The organism is Pseudomonas sp. NPDC087626 (assembly GCF_044743405.1).
In the GTDB taxonomy this organism is placed as follows: domain Bacteria; phylum Pseudomonadota; class Gammaproteobacteria; order Pseudomonadales; family Pseudomonadaceae; genus Aquipseudomonas.
Window position 1 is genome coordinate 32,052 of record NZ_JBIUWJ010000043.1, and the last position, 16,145, is coordinate 48,196.

The 16,145-nt window shown below is 61.5% G+C and carries 14 protein-coding genes; 6 read left to right on the plus strand and 8 right to left on the minus strand.

The window, feature by feature from the left end; all coding sequences use genetic code 11:
- Nucleotides 1-7 precede the first annotated feature (7 nt).
- From ACIOVD_RS25415 to ACIOVD_RS25440, 6 genes are all read right to left on the minus strand, one after another.
- Nucleotides 8-580: a HupE/UreJ family protein gene (locus tag ACIOVD_RS25415; RefSeq protein WP_095169541.1), complete on the minus strand. Its 573-nt coding sequence runs from the start codon at nt 578-580 to the stop codon at nt 8-10.
- 37 nt (nt 581-617) lie between these two features.
- Nucleotides 618-1,232, minus strand: a complete 615-nt coding sequence (ureG, locus tag ACIOVD_RS25420; protein ID WP_095169540.1) for an urease accessory protein UreG — start codon at nt 1,230-1,232, stop codon at nt 618-620.
- 23 nt (nt 1,233-1,255) lie between these two features.
- On the minus strand, nt 1,256-1,930 hold the full coding sequence (locus ACIOVD_RS25425) for an urease accessory protein UreF (protein WP_159993471.1): 675 nt from the start codon (nt 1,928-1,930) through the stop codon (nt 1,256-1,258).
- Nucleotides 1,927-2,427 carry an urease accessory protein UreE gene (gene ureE / locus ACIOVD_RS25430; RefSeq protein WP_159993473.1) on the minus strand — a complete coding sequence of 167 codons (501 nt, stop codon included), beginning with the start codon at nt 2,425-2,427 and terminating at the stop codon, nt 1,927-1,929. The genes ACIOVD_RS25425 and ureE overlap by 4 nt, the downstream gene beginning before the upstream one ends.
- A 201-nt stretch (nt 2,428-2,628) precedes the next feature.
- Nucleotides 2,629-3,261, minus strand: coding sequence for a TetR family transcriptional regulator (locus ACIOVD_RS25435; RefSeq protein WP_095169537.1), 633 nt, complete (start codon nt 3,259-3,261; stop codon nt 2,629-2,631).
- A gap of 168 nt (nt 3,262-3,429) precedes the next feature.
- Complete coding sequence (locus ACIOVD_RS25440; RefSeq protein ID WP_401130903.1) at nt 3,430-3,771, minus strand: hypothetical protein; 342 nt, start codon at nt 3,769-3,771, stop codon at nt 3,430-3,432.
- Between the two features lie 388 nt (nt 3,772-4,159).
- Here ACIOVD_RS25440 and ACIOVD_RS25445 point away from each other — a divergent pair, with 388 nt between their 5' ends.
- Complete coding sequence (locus ACIOVD_RS25445) at nt 4,160-6,229, plus strand: AsmA family protein (RefSeq protein WP_401130905.1); 2,070 nt, start codon at nt 4,160-4,162, stop codon at nt 6,227-6,229.
- Nucleotides 6,230-6,294: 65 nt separating this feature from the next.
- Here ACIOVD_RS25445 and ACIOVD_RS25450 read toward each other — a convergent pair whose 3' ends face one another.
- Nucleotides 6,295-6,825 (minus strand): ferritin-like domain-containing protein, encoded by a 531-nt coding sequence (locus ACIOVD_RS25450; protein WP_320333527.1) that lies wholly within the window; start codon nt 6,823-6,825, stop codon nt 6,295-6,297.
- 238 nt (nt 6,826-7,063) lie between these two features.
- Here ACIOVD_RS25450 and ACIOVD_RS25455 point away from each other — a divergent pair, with 238 nt between their 5' ends.
- Nucleotides 7,064-7,954 (plus strand): triacylglycerol lipase, encoded by an 891-nt coding sequence (locus ACIOVD_RS25455; protein WP_159993477.1) that lies wholly within the window; start codon nt 7,064-7,066, stop codon nt 7,952-7,954.
- 10 nt (nt 7,955-7,964) lie between these two features.
- On the opposite strand, the gene ACIOVD_RS25460 is transcribed toward ACIOVD_RS25455, so the two are convergent.
- Nucleotides 7,965-8,840 carry a DMT family transporter gene (locus ACIOVD_RS25460; RefSeq protein WP_320333528.1) on the minus strand — a complete coding sequence of 292 codons (876 nt, stop codon included), beginning with the start codon at nt 8,838-8,840 and terminating at the stop codon, nt 7,965-7,967.
- A 96-nt stretch (nt 8,841-8,936) separates the two neighbouring features.
- Between ACIOVD_RS25460 and ACIOVD_RS25465 the strand changes: the two genes are divergently transcribed.
- The 4 genes from ACIOVD_RS25465 to ACIOVD_RS25480 all read left to right on the plus strand — a co-directional run bounded on the left by ACIOVD_RS25465 (nt 8,937) and on the right by ACIOVD_RS25480 (nt 15,876).
- Nucleotides 8,937-9,719, plus strand: coding sequence for a helix-turn-helix transcriptional regulator (locus ACIOVD_RS25465; protein WP_095169531.1), 783 nt, complete (start codon nt 8,937-8,939; stop codon nt 9,717-9,719).
- A gap of 247 nt (nt 9,720-9,966) precedes the next feature.
- A complete protein-coding gene (locus ACIOVD_RS25470; RefSeq protein WP_401130908.1) occupies nt 9,967-14,295 on the plus strand; it encodes a dermonecrotic toxin domain-containing protein in 4,329 nt (1,442 codons plus the stop codon).
- Between the two features lie 134 nt (nt 14,296-14,429).
- Nucleotides 14,430-14,735, plus strand: a complete 306-nt coding sequence (locus ACIOVD_RS25475; protein WP_095169529.1) for a PsiF family protein — start codon at nt 14,430-14,432, stop codon at nt 14,733-14,735.
- A gap of 127 nt (nt 14,736-14,862) precedes the next feature.
- Nucleotides 14,863-15,876: an AI-2E family transporter gene (locus ACIOVD_RS25480; RefSeq protein ID WP_095169528.1), complete on the plus strand. Its 1,014-nt coding sequence runs from the start codon at nt 14,863-14,865 to the stop codon at nt 15,874-15,876.
- Nucleotides 15,877-16,145 lie beyond the last annotated feature (269 nt).

Here is a 16,145-nt window from a genome sequence, read left to right on the forward strand (position 1 = left end):
GCATCCTCTATCCCGCGAGCAGCCAGGCCCCGGTCGCCGCCGATGCTGCACCGGCCAGGCGTACCAGCGGCGCGGCGGCTTGTGGCAACACGCGCACCAGGGCGTACCCGGCAGCATGCAGGCTGGCGGTGGCAATGACGAAGCCGCCGGCGTAGGTCCACGGGCTGGACATCTCGGGTAGCTCCAGGCCGTGGGCCACGCCGTGGAACAGGGCAAACAGGGCGGTCGCGCCAACGGCCAGGCTCAGGGCTGGTCGCACCGCGAGCGCCACCGCCAGGCCCAGCGCCAGCACCGAGGCCGCAATGCCGCTTTCCAGGGCCGGCAGGCTCAAGCCCTCGAACCCAAGAAACCCACCCAGCAGCATGGTGCCGACGAACGTGCAGGGCAGTGCCCAGCGTGCGGCACCTTGTTGTTGCGCAGCCCACAAACCGACGGCGAGCATCGCCAGCAGGTGATCGAGGCCGCCGATGGGATGGCTGATGCCGGCCAGTAAGCCATTGTCGCCATGGCCCGGGTGAGCGAAAGCGAGGGCCGGGGTGAGCAGCAGGGCCGCGGCGGCAAATAGGCGTTTGAGTGTCATGGATAGGCTTCCTTTGCGAGTGTCTTGTGGATAACTGTCAGGCCGCGGTCAGCAGGCCCTGGCGTTCAATGAAGGCAATGATCTGTTCCAGGCCCTGGCCGGTTTTCTGATTGCTGAAGACAAAGGGTTTGCCGTTGCGCATGCGCTGGGTGTCGCTGTCCATCAGGCTCAAAGAGGCGCCCACCAGTGGGGCCAGGTCGATCTTGTTGATCACCAGCAGGTCGGACTTGCAGATCCCCGGCCCGCCCTTGCGCGGCAGCTTGTCACCCGCCGAAACATCGATCACGTAGATGGTCAGGTCGGACAGCTCGGGGCTGAAGGTCGCCGACAGGTTGTCGCCGCCGGACTCCACCAGGATCAGGTCCAGTCCCGGAAAACGCCGGTTCAGTTGATCGACCGCCTCGAGGTTGATCGAGGCGTCTTCGCGAATCGCCGTGTGCGGGCAGCCACCGGTCTCCACGCCAATGATCCGCTCCGGGGCCAGCGCTTGGTTGCGCACCAGGAAATCGGCGTCTTCGCGGGTATAGATGTCGTTGGTCACCACCGCCAGGTTGTAGCGCTCACGCAGCGCCAGGCACAGGGCCAGGGTCAGGGCGGTTTTGCCGGAGCCGACCGGGCCGCCGATACCGACACGCAGAGGTTGTGTGTTCATGTGATTCTCCAAAATGACCGGCCCTAGGAACGGAACAGGCGGCTGTACTGGCGCTCATGGGCCATGCACGCCAGGGATAGACCGAACGCGGCGCTGCCGAGGTGTTCGGGATTGATTCGGCTGGCGTCCTGCTGCGCCTGTTGCAGCAGCGGCAGCAATTGGCTGGTCAGGCGCTGCGCCGCTTGCTGGCCCAGCGGCAGGGTTTTCATCAGCACCGCCAGCTGGTTTTCCAGCCAGCTCCACAGCCAGGCCGCCAGGGCGTCCTGCGGTGTGATGTGCCAAGCGCGGGCGGCCAGCGCCCAGCACAGGGCCAGATGGGGCTCGTGGCAGCGCTCGAGAAATGCTCGGGCAGGTGGGTCCAACTCCGGCAAGCCGCTGAGCAGTTGTTGCAGGGAGTAGCCCATCTGCCGGCTTTCCTGGTGCAGCTCGCGGGTTTCGCGGCTGGCGCGGTGCTGCTCACAGAGGCTCGACAACTGCGGCCAGTCTGCGCTGGCGGCAGCGTTGCAGTGGGCGAGCAGCAAGGGCGCCTCAAAGCGTGCGAGGTTGAGCAGCAACTGGTCGCTGATCCAGCGCCTGGCGGTCGACGGGTCGCTGACGCGGCCGTTGTCCACCGCCATTTCCAGGCCTTGGGAATAGCTGTAGCCGCCAATCGGCAACTGTGGACTGGCCAGGCGTAGCAGCGCCCAGGCGGGATTCACAGGCGTACGCCGAACTGATGCAGTTTGGGGGCGTAGTTGAAGTCTTCGTCGCCGTGGCGCGAATGGTGATGGCCGCCACCGTAGGCACCGTGCTCCGGCTGGAACGGCGCCTCGATACTGACGGTGCGGGCGCCCAACTGCTCGAGCATGGCCTTGAGCACATAGTCGTCGAGCAGGCGCAGCCAGCCATCGCCGACTTGCAGGGCGACGTGGCGATTGCCCAGGTGATAGGCCGCGCGGGTCAGTTCAAAGGCGTTGGCGCAGGTGACGTGCAGCAGTTGTTCAGGGCGGGCGCAGACCCGCACGATGCGACCGTCCTCGGCCTCCAGGCATTCACCGTTGAACAGGGGGGGCTGGCCGCGCTCCAGAAACAATCCGACATCTTCCCCCGCGGCACTGAAACAGCGCAGGCGGCTTTTGCTGCGGGCCTCGAAGTTCAGGTGTAACTCGGCGGCCCAGAGGGGTTGAGGGTCGATTCTGCGATGAATCACCAGCATGGCAAACTTCCGGCAAAGGACAATGCAGGGTTTAGAGCAAGGGGCTTGCCAACAGGAATGGTTGCAGGAAATTTCCTCGGCTAGCCTGTGAATGCTAGAAAGTGGTGCGGGGCCAGGGGGGATGGTGTGGCGTGGTTTGGTGCGCGAGGGCGTGCGGACGCACCTTTTTGTCGCGCGATCAGGCGACGGGGGCCGGAGGGCTTATTCGGTGCTGCCCAGCCCCTGCCAATGCTTGAGGCCGATAAAGATGAAGCGCAATTGTTGGGTGATCTTCGCCTGCGGGGTCAGATGCTCGGGCAGCGCTTCGAGGGGGGGATCGATAATGTCGGGCAGGGTGGCGAATACACTCTTGACGATCAGGTCCGCCATCACCGACAGGCCGGCCAGGTCCAGGTGTTGCAGCTTGGGCATCAAGGCCAGGTCCGCTGCCAGGTCGGCACTGATGTTCTCGCGCAATTGGCCAATGGCCAGGCGCACCGGCAGGGAGCCACCGTACTGCTCGCGGGCCAGGAACAGGAATTGCGAGCGGTTGGCGGCCACCACGTCGAGGAAGATACGCACCGAGGCATCGATGATCCCGCCCATGACGAACTCGTTGTGGCGCACCAGGCGAATGGTCTCGCGGAAGGTCTGGCCAACTTCGCTGACCAGCACCAGGCCCAGTTGGTCCATATCGGCAAAATGCCGATAGAAGCCGGTGGGGACTATGCCGGCGGTTTTTGCTACTTCGCGCAGGCTCAGGCTGCCGAATCCTCGGCCGCACTCCATCAGGTGGCGGGCAGCGTCCATCAGGGCATTGCGGGTCTGTTGTTTCTGTTCGGCGCGGGGCAGCATCAGGCGGCTGACTTCTAATCAGGGACAGCGGCGCACTCTAGCAAATCAGCTTTGCTGGCGTCGAACTTCAGTGGCAGGAGACAGCAAGGGCGTAGCGGGGCGTTGCGGTTGACGCAAAGTCAAAGCCCGACTCCAGGGAGTCGGGCTTTTTTCAGGGCCACCATGGGCTCAGCTCACTGCGCTGTTGCGTTCGATGACACGGTCACCACCACCTTCGGCAACAACTTGGCCTTGTGGGGTACGGTCGTAGCCATCTTCAACCAGGCCTTTCTCTTCCAGGCGATCACGGCCGCCTTCGGCAACGGTCTGGCCTTGTGGGGTGCGGTCGTAGCCATCGGCGGCGATTTTGTTGCGTTCCAGCAGACGGTCGGAACCACCTTCGGCAACGGTCTGGCTGAACACCGAGTGTTCGGTTTTGGCTTGTGGTGTGGCTTGCTCGGCCGCTGGCAATGCAAAAGCGTTAGCGGCGAGGAGGGAAAGGGTCAGGCTCAGCAGTAATTGGCGTTTCATGGTCGGTTGCTCCGTGTGGGGGCGATAAAGTGGGTACGGAGCCAATGCTACTCTCGATAAGTCGATATAAAAGTTCATAAAGACAATGGTAATAATCAACAGAATTGATTGTTCTGCCGAGCGCCTCTAGAACGCGGGTTTGCGGGGAACGTTTCAGCAGCGGATTGGGTATTTTCGACCCGCTTGTGCGCCGTCAAAGTGCGACCCAGGTAACAGGATTCTGGCGACTCGGTCAGGAAAAAAGCGGCTATTTAGCGCTGAATCGGGTTTTTGGTTAAACCTGCGGGCCATTTGCCAGTCGTAGTTTTCATAGTGGTCGATTTATGGCCTAGGATTTTTATCGAGCGTCGCGGTCCGGGCGCCGAGCAGTCATCAGGAGCTTTGTGCAATGACGCGCACCCGTAAAATTCTCGCCTGGGTCTTTGCCAGCCTCGTGTTGTTGATCGCCGTGTTGGTGTTGGTCATCGCGTTCTTCGACTGGAACCGGATCAAGCCGGCGCTCAATGCCAAGGTCTCGGAGGAGTTGCATCGGCCCTTTGCGATCAATGGCAACCTGTCGGTGGTGTGGCAGCGCGAACTCGACGAGGGTGGCTGGCGCGCCTGGGTGCCATGGCCGCATGTGGTGGCCGAGGACCTGAGCCTGGGTAACCCGGACTGGTCCAAACAACCGCAGATGGTCAGCCTCAAACGCGTCGAGCTGCGGATCTCGCCGCTGGCCCTGCTGGCGCAGCGCGTGGTGATTCCGCGCATCGACCTGACCGAGCCCAATGCCCAGCTGCAGCGCCTGGCGGATGGGCGCGCCAACTGGACCTTCACCTTCGACCCCAAGGACCCGAATGCCGAACCTTCCAGTTGGGTGGTGGATATCGGCGCGATCGGCTTCGACAAGGGCCACGTGACGCTGGACGATCAAAGCCTCAAGACCCGTCTCGACCTGCTGATCGACCCACTGGGCAAGCCAATTCCGTTCAGCGATATCGTCGGCGACAAGACCGCGAAAAAAGCCCAGGACAAGGGGGCGGCGCCGCAGGATTATGCGTTTGCCCTGCAGGTCAAAGGCCAGTACCACGGCCAGGCGCTTTCGGGCCAGGGCAAGATCGGCGGCCTGCTGGCCTTGCAGGACGCCGCCAAACCCTTTCCACTGCAGGCCCAGGTACGGATTGCCGATACTCGGGTCGAACTGGCCGGGACCCTGACCGATCCGCTTAACCTCGGCGCGCTGGACCTGCGCCTGAAACTGGCGGGCAGCAGCCTGGGCAACCTTTACCCATTGACCGGCATCACCCTGCCGGACTCCTCGCCCTATGCTACCGACGGTCATTTGATCGCCAACTTGCGGGCACCGGAGGGGGCGAAGTTCCGCTATGAAGACTTCAACGGCACCATCGGCGGCAGCGACATCCATGGCAACCTGGCCTACGTGGCCAGCCAGCCACGACCCAAGCTCAGCGGTGCACTGGTCTCCAATCAACTGCTGTTCGCCGACCTCGCGCCCCTGATCGGCGCCGACTCCAACGCCAAGCAAAAAGCCCGCGGCGGCGACAGCAAACAGCCGGCCGACAAGGTGCTGCCAGTGGAGGAGTTCCGCACTGAACGCTGGCGCGATATGGACGCTGATGTCGAGTTCACCGGCAAGCGCATCGTCCACAGCGAGAAACTGCCATTCAATGACCTGTATGCCCACGTGATCCTCAATGACGGCCAGCTCAACCTGCAGCCACTGCGTTTTGGCGTGGCGGGCGGCAAGCTGGACGCGCAGATCCGCCTCAACGGCCAGACCACGCCGCTGGAAGGCCGGGCCAAACTGAGCGCGCGGGGTTTCAAGCTCAAGCAGTTGTTCCCGACCTTTGAACCGATGAAAACCAGCTTCGGCGAACTCAATGGCGATGCCGACATAACCGGGCGTGGCAACTCGGTGGCGGCGTTGCTGGGCAGCGCCAATGGCGATCTGAAGATGCTGATCAACGACGGCGCGATCAGCCGTGAACTGATGGAGCTGGCCGGGTTGAACGTGGGCAACTACCTGGTTGGCAAAATCTTTGGCGACAAGGAAGTGAAGATCAACTGTGCGGCTGCCGACTTCGGGATCAAGAGCGGTTTGGCGACCACGCGCCTGTTTGTGTTCGACACGGAGAACGCGATCATCTACATCGACGGCACGGCGAACATGGCCAGCGAACAACTGGACCTGACCATCACCCCCGAGTCCAAGGGCTGGCGGTTGATCTCCTTGCGTTCACCGCTGTACGTGCGCGGCAAGTTCATCAAGCCGGATGCCGGGGTCAAGGGCGTGCCGTTGATGCTGCGCGGCGCAGGGATGGTGGCGCTGGGGGTCATTGCCGGCCCGGCGGCCGGTTTGCTGGCGCTGGTGGCGCCCAGTGGTGGCGAACCGAATCAGTGTGCACCGTTGCTGGAGCAGATGAAGTCGGGCAAGGCGCCGAAGACCGTGAAGGACTGATCTGCGGGTTTGACGAGTGTTGGAGCCTTGTTGTGAGTCGGCACAACAAGGCTGAATAGGCGAGCCTACAAGTCCTTCAGCAAGTCCGCCATGTCGTCGGCATGTTCTTCTTCCTGGGCCAGGATATCTTCGAACAGGCGGCGGGTAGTGGGGTCCTTGTCACCGATGTACTGAATGATTTCGCGATAACTGTCGATGGCGATACGTTCGGCCACCAAATCCTCGTAGACCATTTCCTTGAGGGTATTGCCGGCGACGTATTGCGCATGGGAGTTTTTCGATAGCAAGTCCGGATTGAATTCCGGTTCACCCCCCAGTTGCACGATGCGCTCGGCAAGTTTGTCGGCGTGCTCGGCTTCCTGTGTGGCGTGTTCGAGGAACTCCTGGGCCGCCACCGCAGCCTTCAGGCCATCGGCCATGAAGTAGTGACGTTTGTAACGCAGCACGCAGACCAACTCAGTGGCCAACGACTCATTGAGCAGGCGCAGCACCTCCTCGCGGTCGGCGCTATAGCCTTCGGTCACGGCGCCGTTCTCGACGTGGGTGCGCGCCCGCTGGCGCAGGGTGTTGATATCAGACAACTGTTGCTCACTCATCTCTATCTCCTCGGGCGGATCACTCGGCATCACGCTCTGTTGGCGTGCTCCTTAGGTGTGAGTGATGGGCCGCGAGAAAAGTTTTATCGGATGTTGCGAGCCACGATGACGAGGTTGAGGCGGGCGCGGGGGAATGTCATAGAGTGGTCGTGAAGGCGTCATCCTGGCTGGCGATAGTGATGGCCGACGTCTTGCATCCCCTCCCGGGCTTTCCCATCGATCACAAGGATGTTTGCCCATGTCGCAAGACACTGCCACTCGCTACCCCTTGGTGCTGGTCCCGGGAATGCTCGGGTTTGTTCGCCTGGTGCTGTATCCGTACTGGTACGCGATCATCCCGGCGCTGCGGCGGGGCGGGGCCAAGGTGATTGCGGTGCAGGTGTCGCCGGTCAACTCCAACGAGGTGCGCGGCGAAGAGTTGTTGCTGCAGATCGAGGCGATCCTGCGGGAAACCGGCGCCAGCAAGGTCAACCTGATCGGCCATAGCCAAGGCTCGTTGACCGCCCGCTACGCCGCCGCCAAACGCCCCGACCTGGTGGCCTCGGTGACCTCGGTGGCCGGTCCCAACCACGGCTCGGAGCTGGCGGACTACCTGCACCAGCACTACCCGCCCGAGAGCGCCAAGGGTCGGCTGCTGAGTGCCCTGTTACAAGGCGTCGCCTGGCTGATGGGATTGCTGGAGACCGGCCACCACGTGCGCCGATGGCCAGTGGATGTGCACGCCTCCCACAACTCGCTGACCAGCGCCGGGGTGGCACTGTTCAACCAATGTTATCCACAGGGCTTGCCGCAGACTTGGGGCGGGCAGGGGCCCGAGGAGGTCAATGGTGTGCGTTATTACTCGTGGTCCGGCACCCTGCAGCCGGGTATCACCGATCGTGGCGGCAACCTGATCGACGGCACCAACCGTAGTTGCCGGCTGTTTGCCCGCACCTTCGTCCGCGAGGCCGGGCACTGCGATGGCATGGTCGGGCGCTACAGCTCGCACCTGGGCACGGTCATCGGTGATGATTTCCCGCTGGATCACTTCGACATCGTCAACCAGTCGCTCGGGCTGGTGGGCAAGGGTGCGGACCCGGTGCGCCTGTTTGTCGAACATGCGCAGCGGTTGAAGGCGGCGGGCGTCTAGCCTCAGCCGATCATCTGCGGCCCAGCACCCGGGTCCAGCGTTCGCACACAATCACCCCGCCCAGGGTCAGCGCCCCACCCACCAGGTGGTACAGCGCCAGTTGTTCGTGCAGTACCACGGCGGCAATCAGTGCGGTGATCAACGGCAGCAGGTTGAAAAACTGCGTGGTCCGGCTTGGCCCCAGGCGCACCACGGCCTGCATCCAGGCCAGCGGCGCAACCATCGAGGCCAGCAGGCAGGCGTACAGCACCAGGGGCACATTGTGGAGGGTCAGGCCGGTTTTCGGCGAGGCGACGAACAGCGGAAACAGCACCACCACCGCCACCAGCACTTGCAGGTAGAGCAGCACCAGGGGCGGCAGGCGCAGTTGCCATTTTTTCAACAGGGTGCTGTAGATCGCATAGGCGAGGGTGGCGATCAGCATCATTGCATCCCCCAGGTTGAGTCCATGCTCCAGCAGCGTCGCCAGGCTACCGGACGACACCACCACCAGCACCCCGGAAAATGACAGCAGCGCTCCGACCAGCGCCCCGGCGGTCAGGCGCTGACCGAGGCTGATGATGGCCATGGCCAGTGACATCAGCGGCATCAGCGACAGGATGATGCCCATGTTGGTGGCCGAGGTCAGGCTTGCGGCGAAGTACGCCAGGCTTTGATACACCGCCATGCCGAGTACGCCGAGGACAAAGATCTTGCCCAGGTTCGGGCGGATGAGCGGCCAATGCTGCAGCACTGGCTTGAGCATGAACGGGGTGAACAGCAGGCCGGCAAGCAGCCAGCGATAAAAGCCGATCTCGGCGGGGGAGATCGCCCCGGCCGACATTTTGGTGATTACGGTGTTGCCGGCCCAGATGAAAATGGCCAGCAGGGGATAAGCGTATTGCATGAGGACAACCAGAGCATTAATGAGGGGGGATTATCCGCCTGTCTGGATCAAGGCCTATACTTGCATTCAGACAACCTGCCCTTGAATCCGGACAGCATGAGCCGTAAACACATTGATCTGCTGGATTTCAGCGAGCTGCCCGCCCCGGTGTACTTTCGTTATGCCGATTTCGACGCGCACCTGTATGCCGCCGCTCACCGCCACCCATGGGGCACGCTGGAGTATTCGGCCCATGGTGTGCTGCACATGGAAGTTGGCGGCAGCCGCTTCATGTCACCGCCCCAGTATGCGATCTGGGTGCCGCCGCAGACCGAGCACAGTTTCTACAGCGATCAGCCAATCAACTATCGCGCGGTGTGCCTGGCGCCCCAGGTGTGTCGCGAGTTGCCGGCGCAGGCCTGCACGCTGGCGATCAGCGACATTCTCAAGGCGATCCTCAAGGACTTCGCCGCGCGCGATGTGAAAATCCCCGCCTTGGCTGCCGATCAGCGCCTGGCCGAAGTGCTGATAGATCAACTGCACCAGGCGCCGGTTCACAACGGCTATCTGCCCTACGCCCGCAGCGCGGCGTTGTCGGCAGTGCTTGAAGCCTTGCAGGCGGCCCCGGGTGACAACCGCACGCAGGCGCAATGGGCCGCGCACGTGCACATCAGCGAGCGGACGCTGGCGCGTCAATGCCTGCGGGAACTGGGCATGGGTTTCGGCGAGTGGCGCCAGCGCCTGCGTTTTCTGGCCTCGATCGAGGCTCTGGACAGCTCACGCAGCATCCAGGAAATCGCCTTCGATATGGGCTACAGCACGGCCTCGGCCTTTACCGCGATGTTTCAGCGCCAGGCCGGTTGTTCGCCGGAACACTATCGTCGAAACAAAGGATTTTGATTTTACGATGGCGCGGGATTACAAGATTTCGTCTTTACGCACGAGCCAGACGTTTCATACGCATATGTAAGATCGGTACTCCATCTCCCCGTCGGCATGAGTTGTACGCTGCGTTGAACCCGTCTCTGAACGAATAAACAACCTGCGCGATTCCCTGGCGAGTCGGGTTCTATCGGGCTGGCCGGCCGCGCCTGTTGTTTTGTTCAACGCAGACTTTCAATCCAGCAATGAACTCAGGAAATGCCAGATGGAACTGACATCGCAAACCACCACTTCACCCGGGCCAGAGACACCGACCAGCGTGCACCACACGTTCATCAACGAGGCGATCCCTGGCTGGCTGGCCAAAGCCAGGCCGCAGCGCCTGGGCGAATTGAGGGACGCGCCTACCCGCCTCCCGGACTGGGCAAAGGATGCCTCGGCGGCCGACCATCGGGTCCTCAAGCGGGTGATGGCTGAGAGCTGGTCTGCGCAGAACCGGGTCGACAGGATGTTCGCCGGCTTGAAAGACCCCTACGAATTTGCCGAACCCCTGTTGCTTCAGGCATTGAACGCACAGTACGGCGTTGTGGAAAGTGTCAGGGAAACTTTCCTGAGGCTGTATTCACCCGCGAGCATTCCACCCTGGGTCCATGACTTCACGGGGGGGGCGAGCAGTCATACGATTTCGTTGCTGGATGCGGCGCTGCACAACTTCTCGAGTTCACAGGAGTATCTGTCCGGGTCCGACTTTATAACCCGGCCCGATAACCGGGGGCGCTTCCAGATCAAGGACACTGGCCAGAAAATGACGCTCGCGCAGTTCCAGGCGCTTTGTCGGGAGCTGGACCTGGGGGCCCGCTATGCTGCCTATCTCGACGGCTATATAAATCCAGCCGACGGCCTGGCCAAAGGCGTACTGGAGTCCAGGGTAATCACCAGCCTGAAGGCCGGCCTGTCCGTCGCTCTGGAGCTTGCTCGGGTCAAGGGCGATGTTGGCGTGGACACCTATCGGCTGGTACAGGGGCTGCTCAATGGCCAATCGCGATCTGAGAGTGCCGTCAACTATTACCACTTGACCATGATGGACACGCGCTTGCATGGCATCGTGCTGATCGTACCTGTCAGTGCCGACCAGGGAGTGATTGCCTATGTACCCCATGACCCTGAGCATCCGCTGAAGGAGTATGCCTCCTCGCTGGAGCTGCTCAACGAATTGACCCGTCAGTTGCGCGAGAGACCCTATCAGCAGTTTTTCAGTCGCTTCATCGCTCACCAGCAGCGCAGTTATTTCTTCGCAGATCTCAATCAGCGCCTGACCCACGCCACGTGGCACCACAAGGTACCCGGCGAGGATTTGCCCAGTTGGGAGCAAACACCGGTGCAAAACCCGCGCCTGCACTATGGCGTCGTGCCGTTCAAAGACGATAGCGAACATCGCTATCGCACTAACGTCTGGCTCTACTTGTACGAGGAGCAGTTGAACAAGATCTTCAATGATGCGCGGGAAGTGGCGGTTTCCACCGCGGATGCCGACCGCAGGGCGCGCTGGGCGGCGTTGTCCCATCTGGAGAAATTGCTCAGTGACATTTTTAATGTCGCGTTGATGGTGGTGACACCCTTCGTGCCGTTTCTCGGGGAACTGATGCTGGCGTACACCGCGTATCAGTTGACCAGCGAAATCATCGAAGGGGTCGTGGACTTGAGCGAGGGGCAGTACCTGGAGGCCTCCGATCATCTGATTGGCTTCGCCGAGAGCCTGGTGCAATTGGCGGCCTTCGGGGCTGCCGGTGTCGTCGGTGGACAGCTTGTTCCCAAACTCTCGCCGATGATCGAGGGCTCCAGTCAGGTAACTCTGGCCAATGGTCAGAAACGTCTGTGGGGGCAGAACCTCGAGCCCTACCAGCAACAGAATTTGAGCCTGCCTGCGGACTCCAGGCCGGATGAGCTGTGGTTGCACTCGCACCAGGGCAAGTCGATCCTGCGGGTGGATTCGCGCCACTTCGAGTTGGTCAGGGATACCCAGGCCGGCAGCCATCGGGTAGCACACCCGAGCCGGGCGGACGCCTATCAGCCGATGGTGCAGAGCAATGGTGGCGGGGCGTTCGTGATCGAGGGCGAGCGGCCTCAGGAATGGGATAAACACACCCTCATGACCCGCCTGGGGCCCTCGGTCGAAGGCCTGGAAGACTCCTTTGATGACATGCAAATGGTCAGTTGCTCCCCGGTAGAGGCCCTGCAGCGGCTGTATCGGAACAATGAGCCAGCATTGCCGCTGCTCAGTGATACGGCGACCCGGTTCCGGATTGATCAAGAGGTACACACGTTCATTGAGCAGATCGGCAGTGACCTGCCCGCGGACTACTTGCAAGCCGATGTCCTGATGCAACTGCAACTGCTGGACGGGCTGCTGACGGGGGAGCGGCGACTGCAGTTGATTGCTCGCGACGGCACCACGCTGCTTTGGGAAAACGGATCGGCGGCGCTGGCAGCGACACGGATCCACGAGGACCGCCTGATCAATGGCGACCTGCTGCAGACTCTGTTGTCGCACCTGAATGAAGCCGAAACCCGACGCTTGATGGAGTCGGAACTCGGCGCTGCGGTGAGCACCCCGCAAGCGAACGCCGGCGTACTCAGGGCCGAGCTCGAGCGACGTGCAAGCGCACAGCGTACGACGTTGTTCGAGCGGCGCTACGCCGCCAGCGAGTCGGCTTGGCCAGCCCAAGTGCAAATCCTGCTCGAGCAATTTCCGGGGCTGCCAGGCAGTGTCGCCCAGGAGCTGCTGAGTGTTGCCAGCCCGCTGGAACTGCAAGCGCTCAGCCAGCGGCGTGTGCCGGCACGGCTCAATGGGCTGGCCCGAGCGGCGCTGGAAGAGGTCAGGGTCGCTCGCGCTTATGAAGGTATCTACCTGACTGCGGTCGAGAGCTTTGATACCGATAAAGTGGTACTGCACTCCCTGGAAAACCTGCCGGGCTGGCCGGTTGATGTGCAGCTACAGGTGCGCCGCTACGAAGTGGATGGCCGGCTCATGGACAGCATCGGCAACGCGGATGCCAGGCTCAAGCGCACGATCGTGGCGCTTGCCGATGGAGATTTTCAAGTCTGTGACGAGCAGGGCCAGGTCCTGCATTGCGGGGCTGATTTTTATGCTTCGATTCTCCAGGCACTCCCGGACGACGAGCTCAAGGGTTTGAATCTTGGCCGGGGAAAAGTTCAGCAACTGAAACAGGCGATCAGCCAGCACCTGCTGGCACGTGAGCAACTGCCCGCGATCCTGGACGCTGATCCGGCCCCAGTGCCGCCGACAATTGACCCGCGTTTGCTGCGACTGCGTGGTGGTGCGCCGGGTGACGTCCCTGTGGATGACTCGCTTGAGGACCTACTGCGCACTAAAGTGCGCCTAAGGCAGCGGGCGGGTATTGCCGATGACGATGCCGGGCAAGCGAGCACAGACAACTTCGATCAAGGACTGCGGATTGTCGACGAGCAGTATTCGCTGCGGGGGCTAAGGGAGCTTGAATGGGCGTTCCACTACGCGCGCGAAAGCCCCTTGGCCATAGAAAGACTCAGGCAAAGTATCGAGCTTTTACCCGAATTGAACGGGCTGTTGACGCCTGAACAGTTTTCCAGCGTGTTGGACAATGCGTTCAGCGAGCAACGAGGGGAACTGTCCACTGCTCAGCGGGAGTTGGCCATGACCGCGCGTTATCTGAAGCAAACCGGGCGTTCCAGTGAGTACGATGCGCTGGCGCAGTCGACGACGGCCGAGGGAGCTCGGTCAGATACCGCAGCAGACCTGTTTAGCTATGCGCAGCTTTTCGATCTGCCGGTGCAGCCAGGCAGAGTGATTGAAGTGGACGCGCCAACCATGGCCAATCTGCAGTTGGCACAACGAACCGTCGCCCGGAGCAAGGAGCTGCTGCCCCTGTCCGGCAATCAAAGGCCGAGCATCTGGGAAAAAGGCGGTTCGGCCATCGCCAAACTGAAAAACCTCAGGAAGATCGACCTGGCGACCGGCCAGGCCACCGCCGAACTGACCATCGGCGAGGCAGCTCAGGCCGCGATAAAAATCATGGGCGGCAACTGCTCGGAAAACTCCAAGGTGACCTTTTCGATTCTGGCCAGCCAGCCAAGATCTGCTGCGGTGCATATTGTCAGGGCCAGCGATTTTGACCACCAATACGTGCTCATCGGTGACCTGAGCAAGCCCGCCGAGTTGGTGGTCGCTGACTCCTGGCCAGAACTGCCCGCTGCACACCTGGCCCAGGAGGGTTGCTTCGGCTTTGATCCTGATCCCGTGATCAGCCTGGAGCCCGGGCCGGCGATTGCCGAGTACAGCTTTATCAATGACACGCCACCAGGTCCTCCAACGTTACCCGCGCGGGGCACCGATGACTCGACCTTGCGTTCAATCAAGGTTGCGAAGTTGCATCAGAAAGGCTCTTACGCCCAATGGACCTCATCGAATGCACTGGGCGCTACCTATCGTGAGCCGGGCGGGCAGCCGGTGTCTTTCGAACGCTTTCGCGCCGCGCTCATTGAGCGCCGAATAAAGGCTTATGAGGAATACGTACAGGCGATTGGCCCCGTCTGACGAGCTGCGAAGCCGGGACCGGGGTGGGTTAATCGCGCCCTGACGTTTGCTGCTCCTGGATGAACCTGTAACAGCTGTTGTCTACACTGCAGTTCAAGCTGCGCCCCTCGGCGCAGCAACCAGGAGAAGTCTCCATGAAGATGCTGCGTATCCCGTTGTTGATGGTCGGCTTGCTGCTCTGCTCCCAGGGTTTTGCCGCCACGGCGCAACAGAACAAAATGACCACCTGCAACGCCGACGCCACCACCAAGGCCCTCAAGGGCGACGAGCGCAAAGCCTTCATGAGCGATTGCCTCAAAGCGCAGCCGGCAGCCAATGACGCCAAGGCCCTGACCCCACAACAAGAGAAGATGAAAACCTGCAACGCCACCGCAGCCACCCAGGCGCTGACCGGCGAGGCACGTAAAACCTTCATGAGTGATTGCCTGAAGAAAAAATAAACTACCAGGGCAAATTGGCGGCCAGCGTTCAAGCCAGTGGTGCCGATCGATATCGGCCATCCGCTCGCTTCAAGGGCCGAACGCTGGCAGACTGCCAATCCTTTAACGCCGTTTGTTTTGAGGCTGTATGCCAACGTTTTCTCAGCGTCACGTGTTGCTGGTAGTCAGTTGGGTGATCATTTTTGGTGGTTTGCTGCTGGTCCTGCCCTTGCGGCTGTTGCCCAGTCTGCTGGCCGGGTTGTTGGTGTACGAACTGGTCAACATGCTCACCCCCCAACTGCAACGGCTGATCGAAGGGCGGCGTGCGCGCTGGTTGGCGGTGGCCTTGCTGGGCACCCTGGTGGTCAGTGTGCTGGCGCTGATCTTTGCCGGCGCCTTCAGCTTCCTGTTGCATGAAGCGGAAAATCCCGGGGCGTCGCTGGATAAATTCATGGGCGTGGTCGATAAGGCGCGCGGCCAGCTACCGCCGTTCGTTGACGCCTATTTGCCGGCCAGTGCCGCCGAATTCCGCGTGGCCATCGGTGAATGGCTGAGCAAGCACCTGAGCGACCTGCAATTGGTGGGCAAGGACGCGGCGCACATGTTCGTCACCTTGCTGATCGGTATGGTGCTGGGGGCAATCATTGCCCTGCAGCGGGTGCCGGACCTGACCAAGCGCAAACCCCTGGCTGCCGCGCTGTTCGACCGCCTGCACCTGCTGGTCCAGGCCTTTCGCAACATCGTTTTTGCGCAGATCAAGATTTCCCTGCTCAACACCTTCTTCACCGGGATCTTCCTGGCGGTGATCCTGCCGATGTTCGGGATTCACCTGCCGCTGACCAAGACCCTGATCGTGTTGACCTTCCTGCTGGGCTTGCTACCGGTGATTGGCAACCTGATGTCCAACACCCTGATCACCATCGTCGGCTTATCGCTGTCGATCTGGGTGGCGATGGCGGCGCTGGGCTACCTGATTTTCATCCACAAGCTGGAGTACTTCCTCAACGCACGGATCGTCGGCGGGCAGATCAGTGCCAAGTCGTGGGAGTTGCTCCTGGCGATGCTGGTATTCGAAGCTGCGTTCGGCCTGCCGGGGGTGGTGGCAGGGCCGATTTACTACGCGTATCTCAAGAGCGAGTTGAAGCAGGCGGGGATGGTTTGATCTGCGAGATGTGGGTTGCCTGACCTGACTTCATCGCTGGCATAGGTATCTACACAGCTGTGATGCGACGTTGCACCTGTGGGCCGACCAGGGTGCTGGATTAGACCGAGTACATATCCATTTTTGCGGTAACGGCCTCCTATGGTTCCGCCTGACGGCGGCTCACTTTTGAGAAGCGCAAAAGTAAGCAAAACGCTCTTACCCCACCACTCGGTGCCTCGCTTAGGCTCGGCATGCCCGTACTCCGACATTGATTTGGGGGGCCGCCG